Below are 18,014 nucleotides of genomic sequence, written 5' to 3'. Positions count from 1 at the left end.
CGGTCAGCTCAGCGGGATGCCCTTGTCGCCTTTGCCTGCCTGATAGATCTGCGACAACTCGTCGTACGTCGTGTGCAGACGTTGCGCCCTCGCCATCAACTCGGCGTCGCCGGACTCGCGCACCTTCGCGGCCAGGTCGGTGCTGGTGAAGTAGGCGTTGGTCCGGTTGTAGAGGTCGCGATCCGGGGCGGCTTGCGAGCGGTCGGGGTCGGGGACGGCGTACACGGCCTTGAGGATCTGGATGTCGTAGGGGATCGCGAACGAGTCGGCGGAGTCCTGGTGGCTGAAGAAGTAGCTGAAGTTGTCGAAGCCGGACCAGGTGATGCCGGACAGGCATAGCGAGCAGGGTTCGTGGGTGGCCAGGAAGACGCAGTCCTGAGGGCTTGGTCGCTCCGCGGCGGGCAGTTCGTAGAACTTCTTGATGGCGTGGATCTCCCCGTGCCACAACGGGTTGTCGATCTCGTTGTTGGTCGCGGCGATGACCAGGGATAAGTCGTCCTGGTGCAGGATCGCGGCGCCGAAGAGCTTGTTGCCGGCGGTGACTCCGGCGCGGGTCAGCGGGACGACCTCGGTCTCGATGACATCGAGCAAGCGGGTCAGCTGGGCACCGTCCATAATGGCAATCTACCGGATTCCGGAATCATCTTTCCGATAAGTGGAACATGGGCGATGTGGTTGACCGGAACCGGAGGCGCAAGGAGAACGACGCGAACCCCGAGGACAGGTCGTGTCTGTGTACTTCGGGTCGCCAGTGCGTTAAACGATGGCTGCCGTTGCCTTCTTGGCATCGCCTCAGACGTTGGCTCGGCTCTGGGAGGATTTCGCCGTGATGCGATGCAAGGTGCACGTCATGGGTGCCAGTGGTGCTGGAACCACCACGTTGGCAAGGGCTTTGGCCAATCGCTGGTCTGTGCCTCATGCCGATGCGGATGACTATTTCTGGGTGCCGACGAATCCTCCGTACACGCAGAAACGGACGGAGGCTGATCGCTTGGATCTGATGCGCAGCGTGTTCACACCGCGCGAGGCATGGGTGTTATCAGGATCAATGGTGGGCTGGGGCGAAGCGGTCGTCGACCAATGCGACGCCATCGTGTTCCTAACGCTGGATCCTGCCGAGAGGCTGCGACGCCTTGAGGCACGGGAGGTTCGTCGCCGTGTCGGCAAGCCGTTCGATGTGGGAGCCTGGGAGGCATTCATGGACTGGGCAGCTGGGTATGACGACCCGTCATTCGAGGGACGAAGCCGCGTGGTGCACGAGGCGTGGCTGGCCGATCGCCAGCAACCCGTCCTCAGGCTGGACAGTGCGGCTAGCGAAGAAGCCCTTGTCGCTCAAGTGCTTGAGTGGGAACCCGCGGTCTCATCCCGGCGGAGTGGCACGCATCGGTGAAGGGCGGCGATGAAGCGCTTCGCCCCGAACACCCGGCTTTGCCGCCTACCCCCATCGGCGTGCTGTCAGGCCACTTCGAGGCTCGTCGGCTTCCAGGTTTTTCACATGGGTTACTTGCCCCCGATGGGGCCCGTAACGCAGTTGCATCTACGAAATTTGGTTGTGCATATCTGTTTCTGGGGTTCGTACACCAGTACACTCGTGGTATGTCCGTGACCGTCACTGAGGACCCCGCAGCGGCTGGTGTTGCGCGCCCTGCGGTGCTGGCGGATGGGATCGCGGATGCCTCAGTGGCGGAGTTGCTGGCGGCGGCGGGTGAGTTGCTGCAGGCCGCCTACGGGCGGGTGCGGGAGGACTTTGCGGGGTTGTCGCTGGAGGTGTTGTTGGATCAGGTGGTGGCCGCGCAGCGGGTGCAGAACAGTGCCTGGGCGGTGCAAACTCACCGGTTGGCCCAAGCCGCGGCGATCGAGTACCGCGACGAACCCAACCCCTGGAGGGCGGGTTGCCGAAGCTGGTGACCCGGGTGATCCGCCACGCACCAGGATCGTTCACCGATGAGTGGTTCCCGGTGGAGGTCGCGACCGGTCTGGGTTGGTCCGACCGGCAAACCCACACCCGCCTGACCGATGCGTTGGACACCCTCACCGGGTGCCCGCGGTTGCTGGATCGGGTCGGTGCCGGGGGTTGGACCCGGCCAAAGCGTGCGCGGTAGCCCAGATCAGCACCGGCGCCCCCGACCACGTGGCCCAGGCGATCGAGGACAAGATCCTCAGCACAGACCCCGAGGGTTTGACCGCGACGAAGGTGCGGGCGATGGCCCGCCGGGTCCGGGTGCGTCTGGACCCGGTCGGGGCCGACCAGGCATCAACGGCGCGGCGCCGGTCGGCGGTGGGGGTGTGGGTCAGCCCGCACCACGAACCCGGCCTGTCCCAGTTGACGGCGCTGCTACCCACCCTGGAGGCAGCCAAACTGATGGCCGCGGTCGATGAACTGGCTAGGGAGTTGCACCAGGTCACCACCACCGACAAAACGTTGCCGCAGTGCCGGGTCGACGCGTTGACCGACCTAGCGCTGCGCGGGGTGGGTGTCGATACCCAGCTGACGTTCCTGATCCCCCTCACCCCACCCATCACCCCGCCCATCAGCGAGAGACCCGGGCAGATACCGGAGTTGGTAGTGGGTGAGTTGTTGTGTGAGGAACCGGACTGGTCGGAGCTGAACGATGCGTTCGATGAGGCCTGCCAGGACTACCACTGGCACGAAGACGGTCTGGAACCAGTCAACGGGCTCAATGAGTTGGATGAGGAACTACAGGCGTTGATCGCCGGCGAACTAGCCGACCTCAACACCACCGCCCGCGAAAGCAGGCAACGGGAAGCAAGGGACCGGGAAACCGACGAACGGGACACCAGGGAACCGGCCACTGGGTGTCAGGACCCACCGGGCAGCGGTCCACCAGACACCGCACCACCAGACACCGCACCACCAGACACCGCACCACCAGACACCGCACCACCGGGTAGCGGGCCGCCGTGCGAGGTTGCAGTGCAGGCAGGCCGGTTGGAACACCCCGCCAGCACCAGAGCCGGTCACCCTCACTGCGGGATCGGGGACGTGTTGCTGCCGCGGGTGGGGGTCATCCCCGCGGAGGTGATCACCCAGATGACCCACGTGCTCGGGATCAAGCTGACCCGCGCCCTGACCGACGCGACCACCGGCACCGTCATCGAAACCAGTGACCGGTCCTACCGTCCCGGGGCCCGCCTAGCCCGGTTCGTGCGAGCCCGCGACCAACACTGCCGCTTCCCCGGCTGCACCCGACCCGCCAAACTCACCGACCTGGACCACGTGACCCGCTACCCCAACGGGCCCACCGCCGCCCACAACCTGCAATGCCTATGCCGCCACCACCACCGCGCCAAACACGAAGGCGGCTGGACCGTCACCATGACCCCCCACGGCGTGTGCACCTGGACCAGCCCCGCCGGCCACACCTACACCACCCACCCCGGCGACTGACGCTCAGCTGTCCATCGGACCGGGCTCGCGGCGCCGCAGCTCCAGGCTGATCTGATCGGCATCCAGGACGTTCAGCAATTCTGACAGCACCTCCGACGGCGCGGTCCCGGCCTGCCGGATCTCCAGCAACCGCCGTCGTTCGGCATCCAGCACCGCGATCCGCAGCTCCAGCGTCTGGTTCGCCCGGTCGATCCCCTCCGGATCGTCGGCCGCCGGACGCAGGTCGGCGCGAGACTGCGTGCGGGTCTTCATCCGGTCGATCAGGTCCGCGTCATACGTCGACCCGTCTGCCCGTCGTAGGTCCGGGCTCTCCAGGTACCGTTCGCCGGCGGCCTGCATCGTCGAGATGAGACTCTCGATCTCGCTGCGGTCGACGACGTTCCCGGTCAGCCCAAGTCGACGTACCAGCCAGCCCAGCGAGCCACCCTGGATCAGCAGGCTGCCGCCGGCCACGAAGAAGGCGACCAGGATCAGCAGCGAACGCTGCGGGGTGTCGGCGGGCAAGGTCTGGGCGGCAGCCACCGTGAGGGCTCCGCGCATCCCCGCCCAGACCAGCGCCGCTCCGTCGCGCGTGTCCCAACGCTCCTGGAGGATGTAATCGAAGTCGGCGATCCGTCGCATCCACAGCCGTCGGCCGGTGCGCCGTAACTCCTCCTCGTCCATCCCCGCAGTCCGCCGCGAGGAGCTGACCCGCTGGTAGAGGTGTTGCTTCGCCTCCTCGGTGCTCCAGTACTCCTTGGCCTTCTCGGTGCGTTCGACCCGCCGGTTACCGGTCCACAGCAACAGTGCGACGTACGCCGCGCGGATGGCCAGCACCGCTACTCCCGCCGCGAACGCCAGCCAGCCGGCCCGCCACAAACTCTCGTGCTCCTGCCGCACGTCCTGCACCAACTCGATGAGTTGCATCCCCATCAGCAGGAAGATGGTGCCCTCCAGGATCAGCCCGATCGTGCTCCAGTTGGCCCGGTCGGCCAGCCGGTCCTGCGCCCGCAGGTGCTTCCCGGCGCCGACCGAGGTGACCAGGCCGGCCGACACCGCGGCGACCAGCCCGGATCCGCCCAGCTGCTCCACCGGCAGGTACGCCGCGAACGGAACCACGAACGACACGGCGGTACTGAGTGTTTCGTCGCCCATGCGGCCGCGCACCCACACCGCCAGCCGGCCGACTGCGTAGCCGATGGCGACCGCTATGACGATCGAGTAGACGAACGAACCGAAGACGCCCGCCAGCGACACCGACGTCCCGATCGCCGCTACCGCAGAGCGCAGCAGCACCAGAGCGGAGGCGTCGTTGAGCAGACTCTCGCCCTCGAGGACCGTGAGCAGTCGTGGACTGACCCCCAGGCTGCGAGCTATGGAGGTCGCCACCGCATCGGTCGGACTGACGACCGCACCGAGCGCCACCCCCGTGGCGAAGCCGACCTGCGGGATCAGCGTCGACATCAACCAGCCCACCGACAACGACGTGACCACCACCAGCACGACGGACAGTCCCGAGATCGCCGGAAGGTCGCGGCGGAAATCCATCACCGGCAGCCGGGTCGAGGTCGAGTAGAGCAGCGGCGGAAGAATGCCGGCCAGAATCCACTCCGGGTCGATCTCCATGTGCCGCAACGACGGGACCGCGGTCAGGGCGATCCCAGCGGCGACCAGAACCAGCGGCGTCGCGATGTTCACCCGCGAGGCGAGGAAGCTGACCGCAACGACCACCGTGACCACGAGAACCCCGAGGACCAGCAGTTCCATGGGTCGACCTTAGTGAGAGGTCAGCAGCCTCAGGTGACCCAGCACCTCCGCCACCACGGCCCGCGCCGCACGGTCCGGTCGCAGGATCGCCTCGATCTGCCGGGTCGGCTCGCCATCGAGGGTGTCCAGCAGCCGCAACCGCCGCCCGCCGCGGTCGTCCACCGAATCCCGCGGCAGCAGCGCGATCCCGTGCCCGGCGGCCACGAGCGCCTCCTGCATCCGCAGATCCTCGAACCGTTGCGCCACTCGCGGGGTCAGACCCGCGCCGCCGAACCACTGCGTGAGCAACCGGTCGAACGGCCAGTCCGCAGGTACCCCGATCCACGCCTCCCGCGCCAACGTCGCCGGCCGCACCCGGTGCCGGTCCGCGAGCCGGTGGCCGGGGGCCACGGCGACGGCCAGACGTTCATGGGTGAGAGGTACGACGGTGAAGGAGTTACCGACCGGCGCCGGGTCGCCCACCGGGCGGTGAGCGACGACGATGTCGAAGCGATCGGCGTACGCCGCGTAGTCGTCGCTGTGCACGTCCAAATCGCTGACGATCAGCTCGATCAGCGGTTGATCGGCCAGCCGGGTCAGCAGCGTGGGGATGAACCGTTGGCCGGCGGTCGGGAAGACGGCCAGTCGCACCGTTCCGGCGACCTCGCCCCGGTATCGGTCCCATCGGGCCTGCAGTTCTTCGCGAGCGGCGGCCAGGTGCACGCTGGCCGCAGCCAGTTCCTTTCCGGCATCGGTCAGTTCGATGCCGCGCCCGACGCGGCGCAGGAGGGTCGCCCGCGCCTCGCGCTCCAGCAGATGCAGTTGTTGGGAGACGGCGGTGGGCGTGACGTGCAGCGACGCCGCGGTGGCGGTCACCGAACCGCGGCGGTCCAGTTCTCGCAACATCTCCAGGCGGCGCTCATCCATGAAGTAACGCTACAAGGAATGGCAAGACATTCTCGATAGACTTGAAGATTGCCGCGCCCGCAGGCTGGTCCCATGAGTCGACGGGACACCGCCATCGCCTGCCTGGTGGCAGCGCTGTGGGGCGCGAACTTCGTAGCGATCCACGAGTCGCTGCAACAGTTCCCGCCCTTCTTCCTGATCGCGCTGCGCTTCGCACTGCTGGCGGTTCCGGCCCTGCTGTTCGTGAAACGACCTGCCGCGCCGATCCGCTGGTTGCTGCTCTACGGCGTCGGCTTCGGGATCCTGCAGTTCGTCTTCCTCTACGCCGGGATGGCTGCAGGAATGCCCTCCGGACTGGCGTCGCTGGTCCTGCAGGCGTCGGCACCTTTCACGGTCCTGCTCGCTGCGGTCTTCCTGCGGGAGAAGCCGGGCCGGGTGCGCCTGACCGGGATCGGGCTCGCCGTGCTCGGATTCAGCGTGATCGCCGTGACCCGCGGCCTGCAGGCGCAGCTCGTGCCCGTGCTGTTGGTGCTGGCCGGCGGTCTGGGCTGGGCGATCGGCAACATCGGCAACCGTCAGGCCCGCACCACCGAGCCGTTCGCCCTGATGATGTGGATGTGCGTGATCCCGCCCATCCCGATGCTCGCGTTGTCCTTGCTCGTCGAGGGACCGCACCGCATCGCGACGTCGCTGGCGACCTCGCTTTCCAGCCAGGCGATCCCGGCATGGCTGGGTCTGGGTTACACGGTGCTGCTCGGCACGGTCGCCGGCAGTTCGCTGTGGTCGGTGCTGATGGCCCGCAATCCCTCCTCCAGCGTCGCACCCTTCTCGATGCTGGTTCCGGTGGCGGGTTTCCTGTCCGCCGGATTCGTCCTGGGCGAACGCCCCGCCGCCGGTGACCTTGCCGGGGGCGCCCTGGTGATCCTCGGCGTACTCGCACCGAACCTCGTCGCGATTGCCCGGCGGCGATCTGGCGCGCGGCGGCAATCCCGGCTCCTCCGGCAGAATCCAGCCGGAATCTCCGGAGAAGCGGCGATGTCCGGCCGGGATCAGATCCGGCGACCGCATCCCGGGCTCGAATATCAGCATCCGGACGAGAGTCTTACGATGTAGGCATGCCCGCACTGCGTTCCAAGACCTCGACCGATGGTCGCAACATGGCCGGCGCACGCTCCTTGTGGCGCGCGACCGGCATGACCGATGACGACTTCGGCAAGCCCATCATCGCCATCGCCAACTCCTACACGCAGTTCGTGCCCGGGCACGTGCACCTCAAGGACATGGGTGACCTCGTCGCCGGCGCGATCCGCGAGGCCGGAGCGGTCTCCAAGGAGTTCAACACCATCGCCGTCGATGACGGCATCGCGATGGGCCACGCCGGCATGCTCTACTCGCTGCCCAGCCGCGAACTGATCGCGGACAGCGTCGAATACATGGTCAACGCGCACACCGCCGACGCACTGGTCTGCATCAGCAACTGCGACAAGATCACGCCCGGGATGCTGATGGCCGCGCTGCGCCTGAACATCCCCACCGTCTTCGTCTCCGGCGGACCGATGGAGGCCGGCAAGGCGGTCATCGTCGACGGAGTGGCCCAGACCCCCACGAACCTCATCACCGCGATCAACGCCTCTGCAGCGGAGGCGGTTTCGGACGAGGGCCTGGCTGCCGTCGAGCGCTCGGCCTGCCCGACCTGCGGCTCCTGCTCAGGGATGTTCACGGCCAACTCGATGAACTGCCTGACCGAGGCGCTGGGCCTGTCGCTACCCGGCAACGGCTCGACCCTGGCCACCCACGCCGCCCGCCGCGAACTCTTCCTGACCGCCGGGCGCACCATCGTCGACCTGGCCAAGCGGTACTACGGGCAGGATGACACCTCGGTCCTGCCCCGCTCGATCGCCACCGAGAAGGCCTTCACCAACGCGATGGCGCTGGATGTCGCGATGGGCGGCTCGACCAACACCGTGCTGCACATCCTGGCCGCGGCCCAGGAGGGCGAGGTCGACTTCACCCTGGCCGACATCGACGCCCTCTCGCGCCGGGTGCCGTGCCTGGCCAAAGTCGCGCCCAACCACCCCAGCTTCCACATGGAGGACGTGCACCGGGCCGGCGGAATCCCCGCCCTGTTGGGCGAACTCGACCGGGCCGGCCTCTTGGAGCGCGACGTGCACAGTGTCCACTCACCCGACCTCGAGTCCTGGCTCGCGGCATGGGACGTACGTGCCGCCGCGCCCAGTCGCGAGGCGGTCGAGCTCTTCCACGCCGCACCGGGCGAAGTGCGCACCACAGAAGCGTTCTCCACCGAGAACCGTTGGGAGACTTTGGATCTGGATGCCGAGTCCGGTTGTATCCACGACGTCGAGCATGCCTACACCGTCGACGGCGGCCTGGCGGTGCTCTTCGGCAACCTGGCCGAGGACGGCGCGGTCATCAAGACCGCCGGCATCGACGAGGAGCTCTTCCACTTCGTCGGCAAGGCCCTCGTGGTGGAGTCCCAGGAGGCAGCCGTCGAGGCGATCCTGAGCAAGCGGGTCCAGCCCGGCGACGTCGTGGTGGTGCGGTACGAAGGACCCGCGGGCGGCCCGGGTATGCAGGAGATGCTGCACCCGACGTCCTTCATCAAGGGTCTGGGCCTGGGCAAGGTCTGCGCGCTGATCACCGACGGCCGCTTCTCCGGCGGATCGTCCGGGATCTCGGTCGGGCACATCTCACCCGAAGCCGCATCCGGCGGCACCATCGCCCTGGTCGAGGACGGCGACGAGATCGAGATCGACGTGCACCGCCGGCTGCTTCAACTCAACGTGCCCGCGGACGTGTTGGCCGAGCGCCGCGCCAAGATGGAAGCCTCCGAGCACCCGTGGGCGCCCGTCGAGCGTGACCGCGTCGTCTCCAAGGCGCTGCAGGCGTACGCCGCGATGGCTACGTCGGCGTCCACCGGAGCGGTCCGCCAACTGCCCACGCGCTGAGGGGCATTGGGCGACAAGCCCTAACTCGACGTACGCCGGTCGGAGGCGTGGGCCTGTGCCTTCGACAAGGTGCGGAGCGGTAGAGCGACCCACAGGGCCAGGAAGCCCAGGACGCTCAGCACGCCGATGACGATGCTGGCCAGCGGTCCGACCACGATGGCGAAGACCAGCATCAGCACCAAGGTGACGGTGATCGCGAGCATGACCAGACCGCATTTGGCCAGCGTGTCGGCCTGCGCGACCAGGACACCCTTCTCGTGCTTGGCGAAGAGCAGCCGGTGCGCGCTCACCGGGGCGATGAGCAGTCCGCTGGCTACGACGGAGCACACCGTCGCGGCCAGATAGATGACCTTCTCCCAGGTCGCCAGGTCGCTGAAGAGGGACTGCAGCGGCAGCGTCAGCAGGAACCCGGACAGGATCTGGACGCCGGTCTGCACGACCCGCAACTCCTGGAGCAGTTCGGTCCAGTTGCGATCGAGCTTCTCGGTCGGGGTCTCGTGACGTTCCGAATCCCCGGCGTGCCAGACCTCCGGGTCGGACATGCGATCGGCCTACGGAGCCGGCTCAGGCTGCCGGGGGCGGCGCGGTGTCACCGTGCACGACCAGCACCGGGCACGTGGCGTGCTCGGCGACCGCCGAGCTGACCGACCCGAGCAGCAGACCCTTGAAGCCGCCGTGACCGCGGCTTCCGACGACGATCATGTGCGCACCGTCGCCCTCGTCGAGAATCACGTTGGCGGCCGATCCCTCGCGGATCACGGTGTCGATCGAATCGGGGTCGTCCAACACCCGGGCGAGAGTCGCATCCAGGGACTCCTTGGCCAGCGCCTGCGGATCCCAGTCCGGCAGCGTGACCCAGTCCGCGCCGTACATCGCGGTCGGCAACGCATAGGCGGTCACGGCAACCAGCCGGCTGCCACTCGTCTTGGCCATGAAGGCACCCCACTTCAGCGCGTTCACCGACGGTTCCGACCCGTCTACCCCCACGATTACGGTGTTCTTGCTGTCGTTGCTCATGACCGTGCACTCCTTCGATCGAGCCGGTGCCGGCACGCTGCCGGTGCAGATGCGGGCCACGCCCACCCCTCCATTGTGCTCCTCACCCCTGCGGATGGAATTGCCGGGTCGCACAGAATGGCGCGCTCAGCGGGTTCAGATTTGGCGATAAATCCCTTAAAGTCACAAATAGTTGTTCACAACAAAACATGTCCGTGGGCAGCCCAACCCCCAAACATCGGAGGACGATGTGTACAACGTCACCGAGACCCAGACGTCAGATCACGAGAACGAATTCGACGTCCATGTCACCGCCACCCGCTTCGCCGTGCCGCACCGCAAGAGCAAGATGCTCGCGGGCGCGCTGTTCGCCTATGCCAGCCGGGACGGGATGCACGACACCGTCCGGCACGCCTCCCACCAGATCGATCCGCACCAGCTGCGGATGGAGATCTCGCAGTACGTGCCCACCGAGGGTCTTCGGGTGCTGCAGGGCACCGGGGTGCGCGACGAGCTGGTGTTCGCCGTGCCGTCGGTGCTTCAGCAGGCGCCCACGGCGATCGGTCACTACCGCTTGTTGCTGGGCCTGACGACCGCTGAGTTCTACAGCGAGACCGGCGGCATCGTCGAGTTCTCCGTCATGGAAGACCGCGGTGCCGTTCCGCCCGCGCTGCGCGAAGACCTGCCCAGTCTGTGCCGCGCGATCAACGTCGGCATCGCCCAGATGCTGGCCCCGCGCGGCCTGCACTCGACGATCCCGTCCGACCCGTTGGCTCGCTGGAAGCGCTCGGACTCGACGGCCCCGCCGGAAGGCTACGGCGACCTGAGCGAGTTGGCGCTGTCCCGCGACCACGAGCGCATGTCAGCCCGGTCGGCTCGGCGCGCACTGGGCGACTGGCCCGGACGTGAGGTCGGAGTCACCGAGCGCGAGCTCGACGTGCTGCGCATGATCACCGAGGGTCTGAGCAACCAGGAGATCGCCGACCGCAGCTTCCTGTCGATCAACTCCGTGAAGTCCTACATCCGCGCGGCTTACCGCAAGATCGACGTGTCCAGCCGGTCCAAAGCGGTGCTGTGGGGTGTGCAGAACGGTCTGATGGAGCAGGACCCGATCGACGCGGATCACTGAGAGCGACCCTGCGCCTTCACCCCTGAGGGCGGAGGGATAGCTCAGCGGCGCGGCTTACGCTGCGAGGTATGCCCGAAGTGGCCCAAGCCGCGCCCATCCGACTGGCGATTCGTAATGACTACGTCGTCGTGGTCCTCGGTATCGCCGCGATGCTGGAACCGTACGAGGCCCAGATCCGCATCGTCGAGGTCACCGTGGGCGAGTCCGGCGAAAGTACGCCGGTCGATATCACGTTGTACGACGCGTTCAGCCAGACCCAGATCGACGGCAGCGACGTCGATGTCCTGCTGCGAGATCCGCTGGCCGGCAAAGTGGTGGTTTACACCTGGAACGTCAACCCGGCCCTGGTCCGGATGGCGTCCCAGAAAGGGGTCAGCGGCTACCTGTCGAAGTCCTTGGATGGTGCCGGCCTGGTGGACGCGCTGAGCCGCATTCACCGCGGTGAGGTGGTCATCACCGAGCAAACCACCCGGTCCAGCAGCATCAACGGCGAATGGCCCGGGCGGGAGTATGGCCTCACGGCTCGCGAAGCCGAGATCGTCTCCCTGGTCACGCAGGGTTTGTCCAACGAGGCGATTGCCAAGCACTGCTTCATCAGTATCAACTCGGTCAAGTCCTACATCCGCACCGCCTACCGCAAGATGGGCGTGACGACACGCGCCCAAGCGGTGCTGTGGGGCGTCCAACACGGTTTGCTGCCCGATCGCGGGCGGCTGACGCGCGACTCCGACTGACCCACGCACGCGGCGTACGCCCGCGTCGTGGTCGGGTCAGATCAACCCGGCCCGCGCGGCGATGACGGCCAACTCGTGCCGACTGCTCACGCCGAGTTTGCGTTGCGCACTTTCCATGTGACTTTTCAGCGTGCTCTTGGCCACGAACATGCGCGCCGCGACGTCGTCGAGGTTGCCCGGGCCGCTCAACGCGATGATGGCCTCGCGCTCGCGCGGCGACAGGGCCCGGACCGCGTCGCGGGCATCGGACCGCGCCATCGTGTCCGAGCGGGCGGCCGCCGACAACACGGCCTGCACCGGTGACTGGCTGAGCGCGCCGCGACCGGCCGCGACGGCGCGGATTCCGTCCAGGATGTCCAGCCCGGCGTCGGTCTTCAGCAGGAAGCCCGCCGCCCCGGCTCCGATCGCCTGCAGGGTCACGGCATCCGAATCCCAGGTGGTCAGGATGAGCACGGCCGGGGGTTGTCGAGGTTCACGATCCGACGGGTGACAGACACCCCGTCCTCACCGGGCATCCGGATGTCGAGCAGCACCACGTCGGGGGAGTCCGCTTCGATCCGGGCCATGGCCTCGTCGCCGTCGGCGGCCTCCCCGATGACCACCACGTCGTCGGTCGTACCGATGATCGCCGCGAGACCCGAACGCACCATGGGTTCGTCGTCGACCAGCAACACGCGGATGGCAGCGGGCGGCTGGTCGCTCATCCGGTGTCCTCCGCAGGGGTCGCTCAGGGGCTTTCGCGTCGCGCCAGGGCAAGTGGACGGTCGTTCGGAAGACCGCGGTGTCACCGGACCCGGTGGAGACATTGTGCTCAATCCCCGCTTCGGCGTCACCACCAGTTCGGCGGGCACGCTCCCGGATGCCCAGCAACCCGTTGCCCTCGGTGAACTCATCGGGTGTCGCGGGCGACAACTGGTTGACCGCCGTGATGTCGGCGCCGTGCTGAGGAGTGACGTCGATGTGGATACGCAACGGCTGGCCCGGCGCGTGCTTGCGGGCGTTCGTCAGCAACTCCTGCACGATGCGGTAACAGTCGCGGCTGAACTCCGGATCCAGCGGACCGGAATCGTCGACGAAGTACGACGCGGTGATGGGTGTACCCGCCAGCCGCGTCTCCTCCAACAACTCCGGCACGTCGGCCAGGCCGGGAAGACCGTCGTGCAGTTCGGGCGTCTTGGGATCGCGCAGCACCGCAAGCAGAGCGCGCAGATCGGCGGCGGACTGCTGGGCGTTCTCCTGCACCACTCGCGCGCTGCGGGCCAACGCCTCATTGCCGCCGGCCTGCATCTCCAACGCGCTGGCGTGCAGGTTCAGCAGACTCAACCGGTGACCGAGGGCGTCGTGCACCTCCCGGGCGACCTCCTCCCGCTCCTGCTGGCGCAGTAGCCGTTCGCTCAGCCGGCCGGCCTCGGTCCGAGCCTCCTGCGCATCCTGCTCGGCCCGATGGGCGCGGCGCCAGTCCCGGACGAATGCGGCCAGGCCGATCACCACCGCCGCGATCAGCACGGTGAGGGCGACGACCAGCCACCACGGGAATTCCTGGCCGTCGCGCATCGCCAGGACGTTGCGCCAGAACGACGTCTCATGCGAGCGGTGCTGGGTGTCGCGCCAGATCGAGACGAAGATGGCCAGGATCGCCGCGACCGAGCAGATGATGCGCCACCGCTGGCGGACGTTGCTGAGCAGCACGTCGAACATCAGGATCGTCGGGGCCATCCCGCCCAGCGGCAACAGGATCGTCAGCGCCGAAGCGATCAGACTCAACTGCACCGGCCACCGGTCCCGCCACACGGTCAGCGCGGCCAGGACCAGGACCAGGACGACCTCGATGACAGTGACCTTGGGGTCCAGGTCCTTGGGCCAGTGGATCTCCAGCTGGGGATTCTTGGCGGCCGTCGCCAGTAGTACCGCCAGCAAACCCGTCAGCGCGCAGACAACGACGACGATCACTGAACGCACGAGCGACCAGGGATCGGCGGCTCGATCCGTCGGTGGCCGGTCCACGCTGTCCATAAGCAAACGTTAGGGGCTTTGTCGAATTCGGCAGATCCTCTCTTCGTGTAACGCGCGCCTCCGCTGAACGACGGAGGTAGAAATGGGCGGTTCGGCGGGAGCGCCCGATGCCCGGGCGGAGGTGGAATAGCACTACACCTGCGGAACCCACGGCTACCGCCATGCCCGTGTGCGATCCCAGGTGCACTAACGTCCTGCGGCGTGTTTGGTTGGGTGACTGGCCAGGGGGTTCATACCGCGGGACTGAGGGAACGGGGGTAGCGTGCCTACGGTGCGCGCCCCCGTTCCTGCATCCAACGGGCATGTGTCTTTTTGGTGGGACCAACTGGGCGGCGGTGCCATCACTCGTTCGCACCTGGATGGCTCAAGGTCGACCGATGTCTGCATCGTCGGCGGCGGCTACACAGGACTCTGGACGGCCTACTACCTCAAGCAGATCCAGCCCTCCTTGTCGGTCACCGTGGTCGAGCGGGAGTTCATCGGGTACGGCGCGTCCGGGCGTAACGGGGGCTGGTTGACCGCCGCTCTGCCCGGGTCGCGATCGGTGTTGGCGCGTTCCGGCGGTGAGGCCGGTGTGCTGGCCCTCGAGCAGGAGTTGCGCGATCAGGTCGATGAGGTGACCGCGGTCTGCGCTCGCGAAGGGATCGACGCCGACATCGTCAAAGGCGGCGAACTGTCGGTCGCCACATCCCGACCGCAGCTGGCGCGGCTGCGCAGCCACTTCGAGCCACCCGCGCAGGAACTGTCCGCCGCGCAGGTTGCCTCGCGGATCGCCGTCGACGGCGCACTCGGTGGGTCGTTGACACCGCACTGTGCCCGCATCCAGCCGGCCAAACTCGTCGTGGGCCTGGCCCGGGTCGTCGAAGCGGCCGGGGTGCAACTTCTTGAGGGCACGCCGGCGACGTCGCTCGAACCGGGCAGCGTCGGCACCCCGTTCGGGACGATCTCGGCGGGCACGGTGCTGCGTGGCACGGAAGGTTTCACGGCAGCGCTGCCCGGTCAGCGGCGTACCTGGCTGCCGATGAACTCCTCGATGATCGCGACCGATCCACTGCCACAATCGTTCTGGGACGCCGTCGGCTGGTCCGGTTACGAGGTACTCGGCGACGAGGCCAACGCCTACATCTATGCCCAGCGCACCGCCGACGACCGGATCGCGATCGGCGGCCGCGGTGTGCCCTACCGCTACGGATCGCGCACCGACGTCGACGGGCAGACACCCCAACGCACTGTCGATGAACTCTATGGGGCACTCGTCCGGCTGTTCCCGGCGGCTGAGGGCATCGGCATCGCCCACGCCTGGTCCGGGGTGCTGGGCGTCCCGCGTGATTGGTCGGCGACGCTGAGCTTCGATCCGGTCTCGCGCCTGGGTTTCGCCGGCGGATACGTGGGGCACGGTGTGACGTCGTCCTCCCTCGCCGGCCGGACGCTGGCCGAGCTGGCGCTGGGGGTCTCCACGCGGCGTACCTCGTTGCCCTGGGTCAACCGCCCCGTGCGCAAGTGGGAGCCAGAACCATTGCGCTGGTTGGGTGTTCACGGGATGTACGCCGCGTATAGGTTCGCGGACCGCCGCGAGTCGGCCACGGGCCGGGCCTCGAAGGTCGCGGCCGTGGCGGACACGATCTCGCGACGGCCGTAGTCTTCGCGCATGGAATGGGCACCGCGGACCGTTGTGACGACATCGCTGCAGATGACCTCGCCGTCCCAACTCCAGCCGGCCGGTCCGATGCCGGGCGGAGTACGTTTCGAGCGGCTGCTCGCGCCGACGCCGGAGTTCGTCCGGTGGCTCTACGCGGCGGTTGGTGGACCCTGGACCTGGACCGATCGGATCAATTGGACGCGGGCGCAATGGGTTTCGGACCTTGCACTACCCGGCACTGAGATCTGGGTGGCGTACGCCGATGGGGCGCCCGCCGGGTACGTGCACCTCGGTCCGTCCACTGACGGCGACGCAGAAGCGGTCGAGATCAAGTACTTCGGCTTGCTGGAGCACGCGATCGGCCGGGGCATCGGCGGAGCGTTGCTGACCCACGCCGTACGCCGAGCCTGGGCGTTGGCCGCCGATCACGGACTGCCGCCCGCGCGCCGGGTGTGGCTGCACACCTGCTCGCTCGACGGACCGGCCGCGTTGCCGAACTACCGCGCTCGCGGATTCGTGGAGTTCGCCGAGGTCAGCAAGGAAGAAACGGTCCCTGTCGAACCGCTGGGCGCCTGGGTCTCGACCGGCGGCCCGCAGTAGCCGACGCCCCGAAGGGGGCGTCGTGTTCCCAGCACCTGGTAGGACAGGGTGGTGCTCCGGGGGAAGTGGCCGATGGTGATTGCCAGCGTTGCGTTGTTCGGCAACGCCATGGGCCTACAGGCGGCAACGTCCAATGCTCGCCGGCACGGACGATTCGACGCCGGGGACGTCGTGGGTTGGTTGATGACCAGCGTCGTCCTCGGCGGAATCTGGGGCTGGTTCATGCACCTTGCGACCCGGCAGAAATCGTTGCTCTGGGACGAGCCGGCCGATCGTCAGGCGGCGGTCAATCACGCGCTGGAGATCGGTCAGCTCGACGAGGATCCGGAACTGCGGGCGCTTGAGTTCCGCGTCGCGGCCCAGCGGTACCGCGGCCACAGATTCGTGCTGTGCTGGGTGGCCGTCGTTCTGCTGATATGCCTCGGGGGTACTGGTGGCTCGGCTTCGCCAGCATCGACTCGGCGCCGCCGGGATATCGCGAGTTCCTGGTTTTCGCTATCGGGTTGGTAGCCCTCTCGGGAGTCATCATCGGAGTGTGCACCTGGCGACGCGACTCGTTGTTGGAGCGCATCCTGGCCCGACGTGAGGAGCCCGTTCGCGAGTGAGTGGGTCCAGTGGCCCTGTATTGCGCGGGTACGGCGGGTGGGGGCTGGGTGAGTGGGTCCAGTGGCCTTGTGTTGCGCGGGTACGGCGGGTGGGGGCTGGGTGAGTGGGTCCAGTGGCCTTGTGTTGCGCGGGTACGGCGGGTGGGGGCTGGGTGAGTGGGTCCAGTGGCCCTGTATTGCGCGGGTACGGCGGGTGGGTGGCTCAGCCGAACAGGATGCCGGCCTCGTCCCAGAGTTCGCGCGGCACCGATTTCAACTCGGTCGTCGCGTCGTGGAGGTCCACGGTCACGATGTCGTCACCGTGCAGCGCGACCATGTGACCCCACTTACCCTCCATGACCGCGTCGATCGCGGCGGTCCCGTAGCGCGTGGCGATGACCCGGTCGCGTGCGGTCGGCACCCCACCGCGCTGCAGATGGCCCAGTTGCACCGCCCGCGTCTCGATCCCGGTCTTCTTCTCGATGATCGGCGCCAGCTGTTCGCCGATACCGCCCAGACGCATCCGCCCGTCCTGGCCCAGGCCGCGGCTGGTGGTTTCCTGGTCCTGGCCCAGCGGTTTGAAACCTTCGGCCACGACGATGACGGGTGCTCGGCCGCGATTCTTCGCCTTGTTCACCCAGACGCAGATCTGGTCGATCGTCACCGGGAACTCGGGCAACAGCGAGGCGTGGGTGCCGCCGGCGATCCCGGCGTAGAGCGCGATCCAGCCGACGTGCCGGCCCATCACCTCGACCACCATGCAGCGGTGGTGGGACTCGGCGGTCGTTCGCAACCGGTCGATCGACTCGGTCGCGATGGCCACGGCGGTGTCGAAGCCGAAGGTGTAGTCCGTTGCGGCAACGTCGTTGTCGATGGTCTTGGGCACCCCGACCACGTGGATACCGTCGTCAGCCAGCCGCTTGGCTGCGCTCAACGTGCCTTCACCGCCGATCGCGATGATGGCGTCGACCTCGTTGTCGTGCAGTTGCTCCTTGATGTTCTCCAGGCCGCCGCGCTCGTAGGGGTTCGTCCGCGAGGTGCCCAGGATCGTGCCACCCACGAACGACAGTCCCCGAACCCGTTTGCGTGGCAACGGGATCATGTCGCCTTCGGCCAGTCCCCGGTACCCGTCGAGGATCCCGGCGAACTTCACGCCGTAGATCTGGTCACCCTTGATCACGGCACCGCGGATCACCGCGTTCAAGCCCGGACAGTCTCCACCGCTGGTCAGGATGCCGATTTTCATAGGCCCTATCTTTACGGAGCGACCGCCCCCGGCGAAGGCTTTCCGACTGGTGGACCGGCAGACTGTG

General features: G+C 67.5%; 18 protein-coding genes and 1 pseudogene. 10 read left to right on the top strand and 9 right to left on the bottom strand.

Annotation, left to right across the window (positions count from 1 at the left end):
- Window positions 1-3 precede the first annotated feature (3 nt).
- Entirely contained in the window at window positions 4-615 is a 612-nt protein-coding gene (locus ACFQBT_RS18070) for a nucleoside deaminase (protein WP_377824864.1), read from the bottom strand.
- 148 nt (window positions 616-763) lie between these two features.
- Between ACFQBT_RS18070 and ACFQBT_RS18065 the strand changes: the two genes are divergently transcribed.
- The 3 genes from ACFQBT_RS18065 to ACFQBT_RS18055 all read left to right on the top strand — a co-directional run bounded on the left by ACFQBT_RS18065 (window position 764) and on the right by ACFQBT_RS18055 (window position 3,409).
- Complete coding sequence (locus ACFQBT_RS18065) at window positions 764-1,390, top strand: AAA family ATPase (protein ID WP_377824862.1); 627 nt, start codon at window positions 764-766, stop codon at window positions 1,388-1,390.
- Between the two features lie 206 nt (window positions 1,391-1,596).
- Window positions 1,597-1,908, top strand: a complete 312-nt coding sequence (locus ACFQBT_RS18060; protein ID WP_377824860.1) for a hypothetical protein — start codon at window positions 1,597-1,599, stop codon at window positions 1,906-1,908.
- A gap of 130 nt (window positions 1,909-2,038) precedes the next feature.
- On the top strand, window positions 2,039-3,409 hold the full coding sequence (locus ACFQBT_RS18055) for an HNH endonuclease signature motif containing protein (protein WP_377824858.1): 1,371 nt from the start codon (window positions 2,039-2,041) through the stop codon (window positions 3,407-3,409).
- A 3-nt stretch (window positions 3,410-3,412) separates the two neighbouring features.
- Here the strand turns inward: ACFQBT_RS18055 and ACFQBT_RS18050 are convergent, their stop codons facing one another.
- Window positions 3,413-5,155, bottom strand: coding sequence for a cation:proton antiporter (locus tag ACFQBT_RS18050; RefSeq protein ID WP_377824856.1), 1,743 nt, complete (start codon window positions 5,153-5,155; stop codon window positions 3,413-3,415).
- 9 nt (window positions 5,156-5,164) lie between these two features.
- Window positions 5,165-6,061: a LysR family transcriptional regulator gene (locus ACFQBT_RS18045; protein WP_377824855.1), complete on the bottom strand. Its 897-nt coding sequence runs from the start codon at window positions 6,059-6,061 to the stop codon at window positions 5,165-5,167.
- Between the two features lie 72 nt (window positions 6,062-6,133).
- Here ACFQBT_RS18045 and ACFQBT_RS18040 point away from each other — a divergent pair, with 72 nt between their 5' ends.
- The gene (locus ACFQBT_RS18040) at window positions 6,134-7,153 is read left to right on the top strand and encodes an EamA family transporter (protein WP_377824853.1); all 1,020 of its coding nucleotides are present in this window, start codon (window positions 6,134-6,136) and stop codon (window positions 7,151-7,153) included.
- Window positions 7,154-7,155: 2 nt separating this feature from the next.
- Window positions 7,156-9,006 (top strand): dihydroxy-acid dehydratase, encoded by a 1,851-nt coding sequence (gene ilvD / locus ACFQBT_RS18035; RefSeq protein WP_377824852.1) that lies wholly within the window; start codon window positions 7,156-7,158, stop codon window positions 9,004-9,006.
- 20 nt (window positions 9,007-9,026) lie between these two features.
- On the opposite strand, the gene ACFQBT_RS18030 is transcribed toward ilvD, so the two are convergent.
- Window positions 9,027-9,548 (bottom strand): DUF6328 family protein, encoded by a 522-nt coding sequence (locus ACFQBT_RS18030; RefSeq protein WP_377824849.1) that lies wholly within the window; start codon window positions 9,546-9,548, stop codon window positions 9,027-9,029.
- A gap of 22 nt (window positions 9,549-9,570) precedes the next feature.
- Window positions 9,571-10,023, bottom strand: coding sequence for a universal stress protein (locus tag ACFQBT_RS18025; RefSeq protein ID WP_377824847.1), 453 nt, complete (start codon window positions 10,021-10,023; stop codon window positions 9,571-9,573).
- Between the two features lie 229 nt (window positions 10,024-10,252).
- On the opposite strand from ACFQBT_RS18025, the gene ACFQBT_RS18020 reads away from it, so the two are divergent.
- Complete coding sequence (locus tag ACFQBT_RS18020; protein ID WP_377824845.1) at window positions 10,253-11,131, top strand: XcyI family restriction endonuclease; 879 nt, start codon at window positions 10,253-10,255, stop codon at window positions 11,129-11,131.
- Window positions 11,132-11,199: 68 nt separating this feature from the next.
- On the top strand, window positions 11,200-11,865 hold the full coding sequence (locus tag ACFQBT_RS18015; protein WP_377824843.1) for a LuxR C-terminal-related transcriptional regulator: 666 nt from the start codon (window positions 11,200-11,202) through the stop codon (window positions 11,863-11,865).
- A gap of 36 nt (window positions 11,866-11,901) precedes the next feature.
- Here the strand turns inward: ACFQBT_RS18015 and ACFQBT_RS18010 are convergent, their stop codons facing one another.
- The 3 genes and pseudogenes from ACFQBT_RS18010 to ACFQBT_RS18000 form a co-directional block, all read right to left on the bottom strand.
- Window positions 11,902-12,318 carry a LuxR C-terminal-related transcriptional regulator gene (locus ACFQBT_RS18010; RefSeq protein WP_377824841.1) on the bottom strand — a complete coding sequence of 139 codons (417 nt, stop codon included), beginning with the start codon at window positions 12,316-12,318 and terminating at the stop codon, window positions 11,902-11,904.
- Window positions 12,306-12,515, bottom strand: a complete 210-nt coding sequence (locus ACFQBT_RS18005; protein WP_377824839.1) for a response regulator — start codon at window positions 12,513-12,515, stop codon at window positions 12,306-12,308. Before ACFQBT_RS18005 ends, ACFQBT_RS18010 begins: the two co-directional genes overlap by 13 nt.
- Before the next feature lie 538 nt (window positions 12,516-13,053).
- A pseudogene (locus ACFQBT_RS18000) lies at window positions 13,054-13,419 on the bottom strand (histidine kinase); the annotation flags it as partial.
- Window positions 13,420-14,149: 730 nt separating this feature from the next.
- Between ACFQBT_RS18000 and ACFQBT_RS17995 the strand changes: the two are divergent.
- The 3 genes from ACFQBT_RS17995 to ACFQBT_RS17985 all read left to right on the top strand — a co-directional run bounded on the left by ACFQBT_RS17995 (window position 14,150) and on the right by ACFQBT_RS17985 (window position 16,627).
- Window positions 14,150-15,517, top strand: a complete 1,368-nt coding sequence (locus ACFQBT_RS17995) for an NAD(P)/FAD-dependent oxidoreductase (protein ID WP_377824838.1) — start codon at window positions 14,150-14,152, stop codon at window positions 15,515-15,517.
- A gap of 9 nt (window positions 15,518-15,526) precedes the next feature.
- A complete protein-coding gene (locus ACFQBT_RS17990) occupies window positions 15,527-16,117 on the top strand; it encodes a GNAT family N-acetyltransferase (RefSeq protein WP_377824836.1) in 591 nt (196 codons plus the stop codon).
- A gap of 72 nt (window positions 16,118-16,189) precedes the next feature.
- Window positions 16,190-16,627, top strand: coding sequence for a hypothetical protein (locus ACFQBT_RS17985; RefSeq protein ID WP_377824834.1), 438 nt, complete (start codon window positions 16,190-16,192; stop codon window positions 16,625-16,627).
- 297 nt (window positions 16,628-16,924) lie between these two features.
- On the opposite strand, the gene ACFQBT_RS17980 is transcribed toward ACFQBT_RS17985, so the two are convergent.
- Complete coding sequence (locus ACFQBT_RS17980; protein ID WP_377824833.1) at window positions 16,925-17,947, bottom strand: ATP-dependent 6-phosphofructokinase; 1,023 nt, start codon at window positions 17,945-17,947, stop codon at window positions 16,925-16,927.
- Between the last annotated feature and the right edge of the window lie 67 nt (window positions 17,948-18,014).

Origin of the sequence: Branchiibius cervicis (genome assembly GCF_042661605.1) — a bacterium.
Lineage (GTDB): Bacteria > Actinomycetota > Actinomycetes > Actinomycetales > Dermatophilaceae > Branchiibius > Branchiibius cervicis.
Note: the sequence above shows the minus strand (reverse complement) of the source record. Positions and strands in the feature narration are given on the sequence as shown.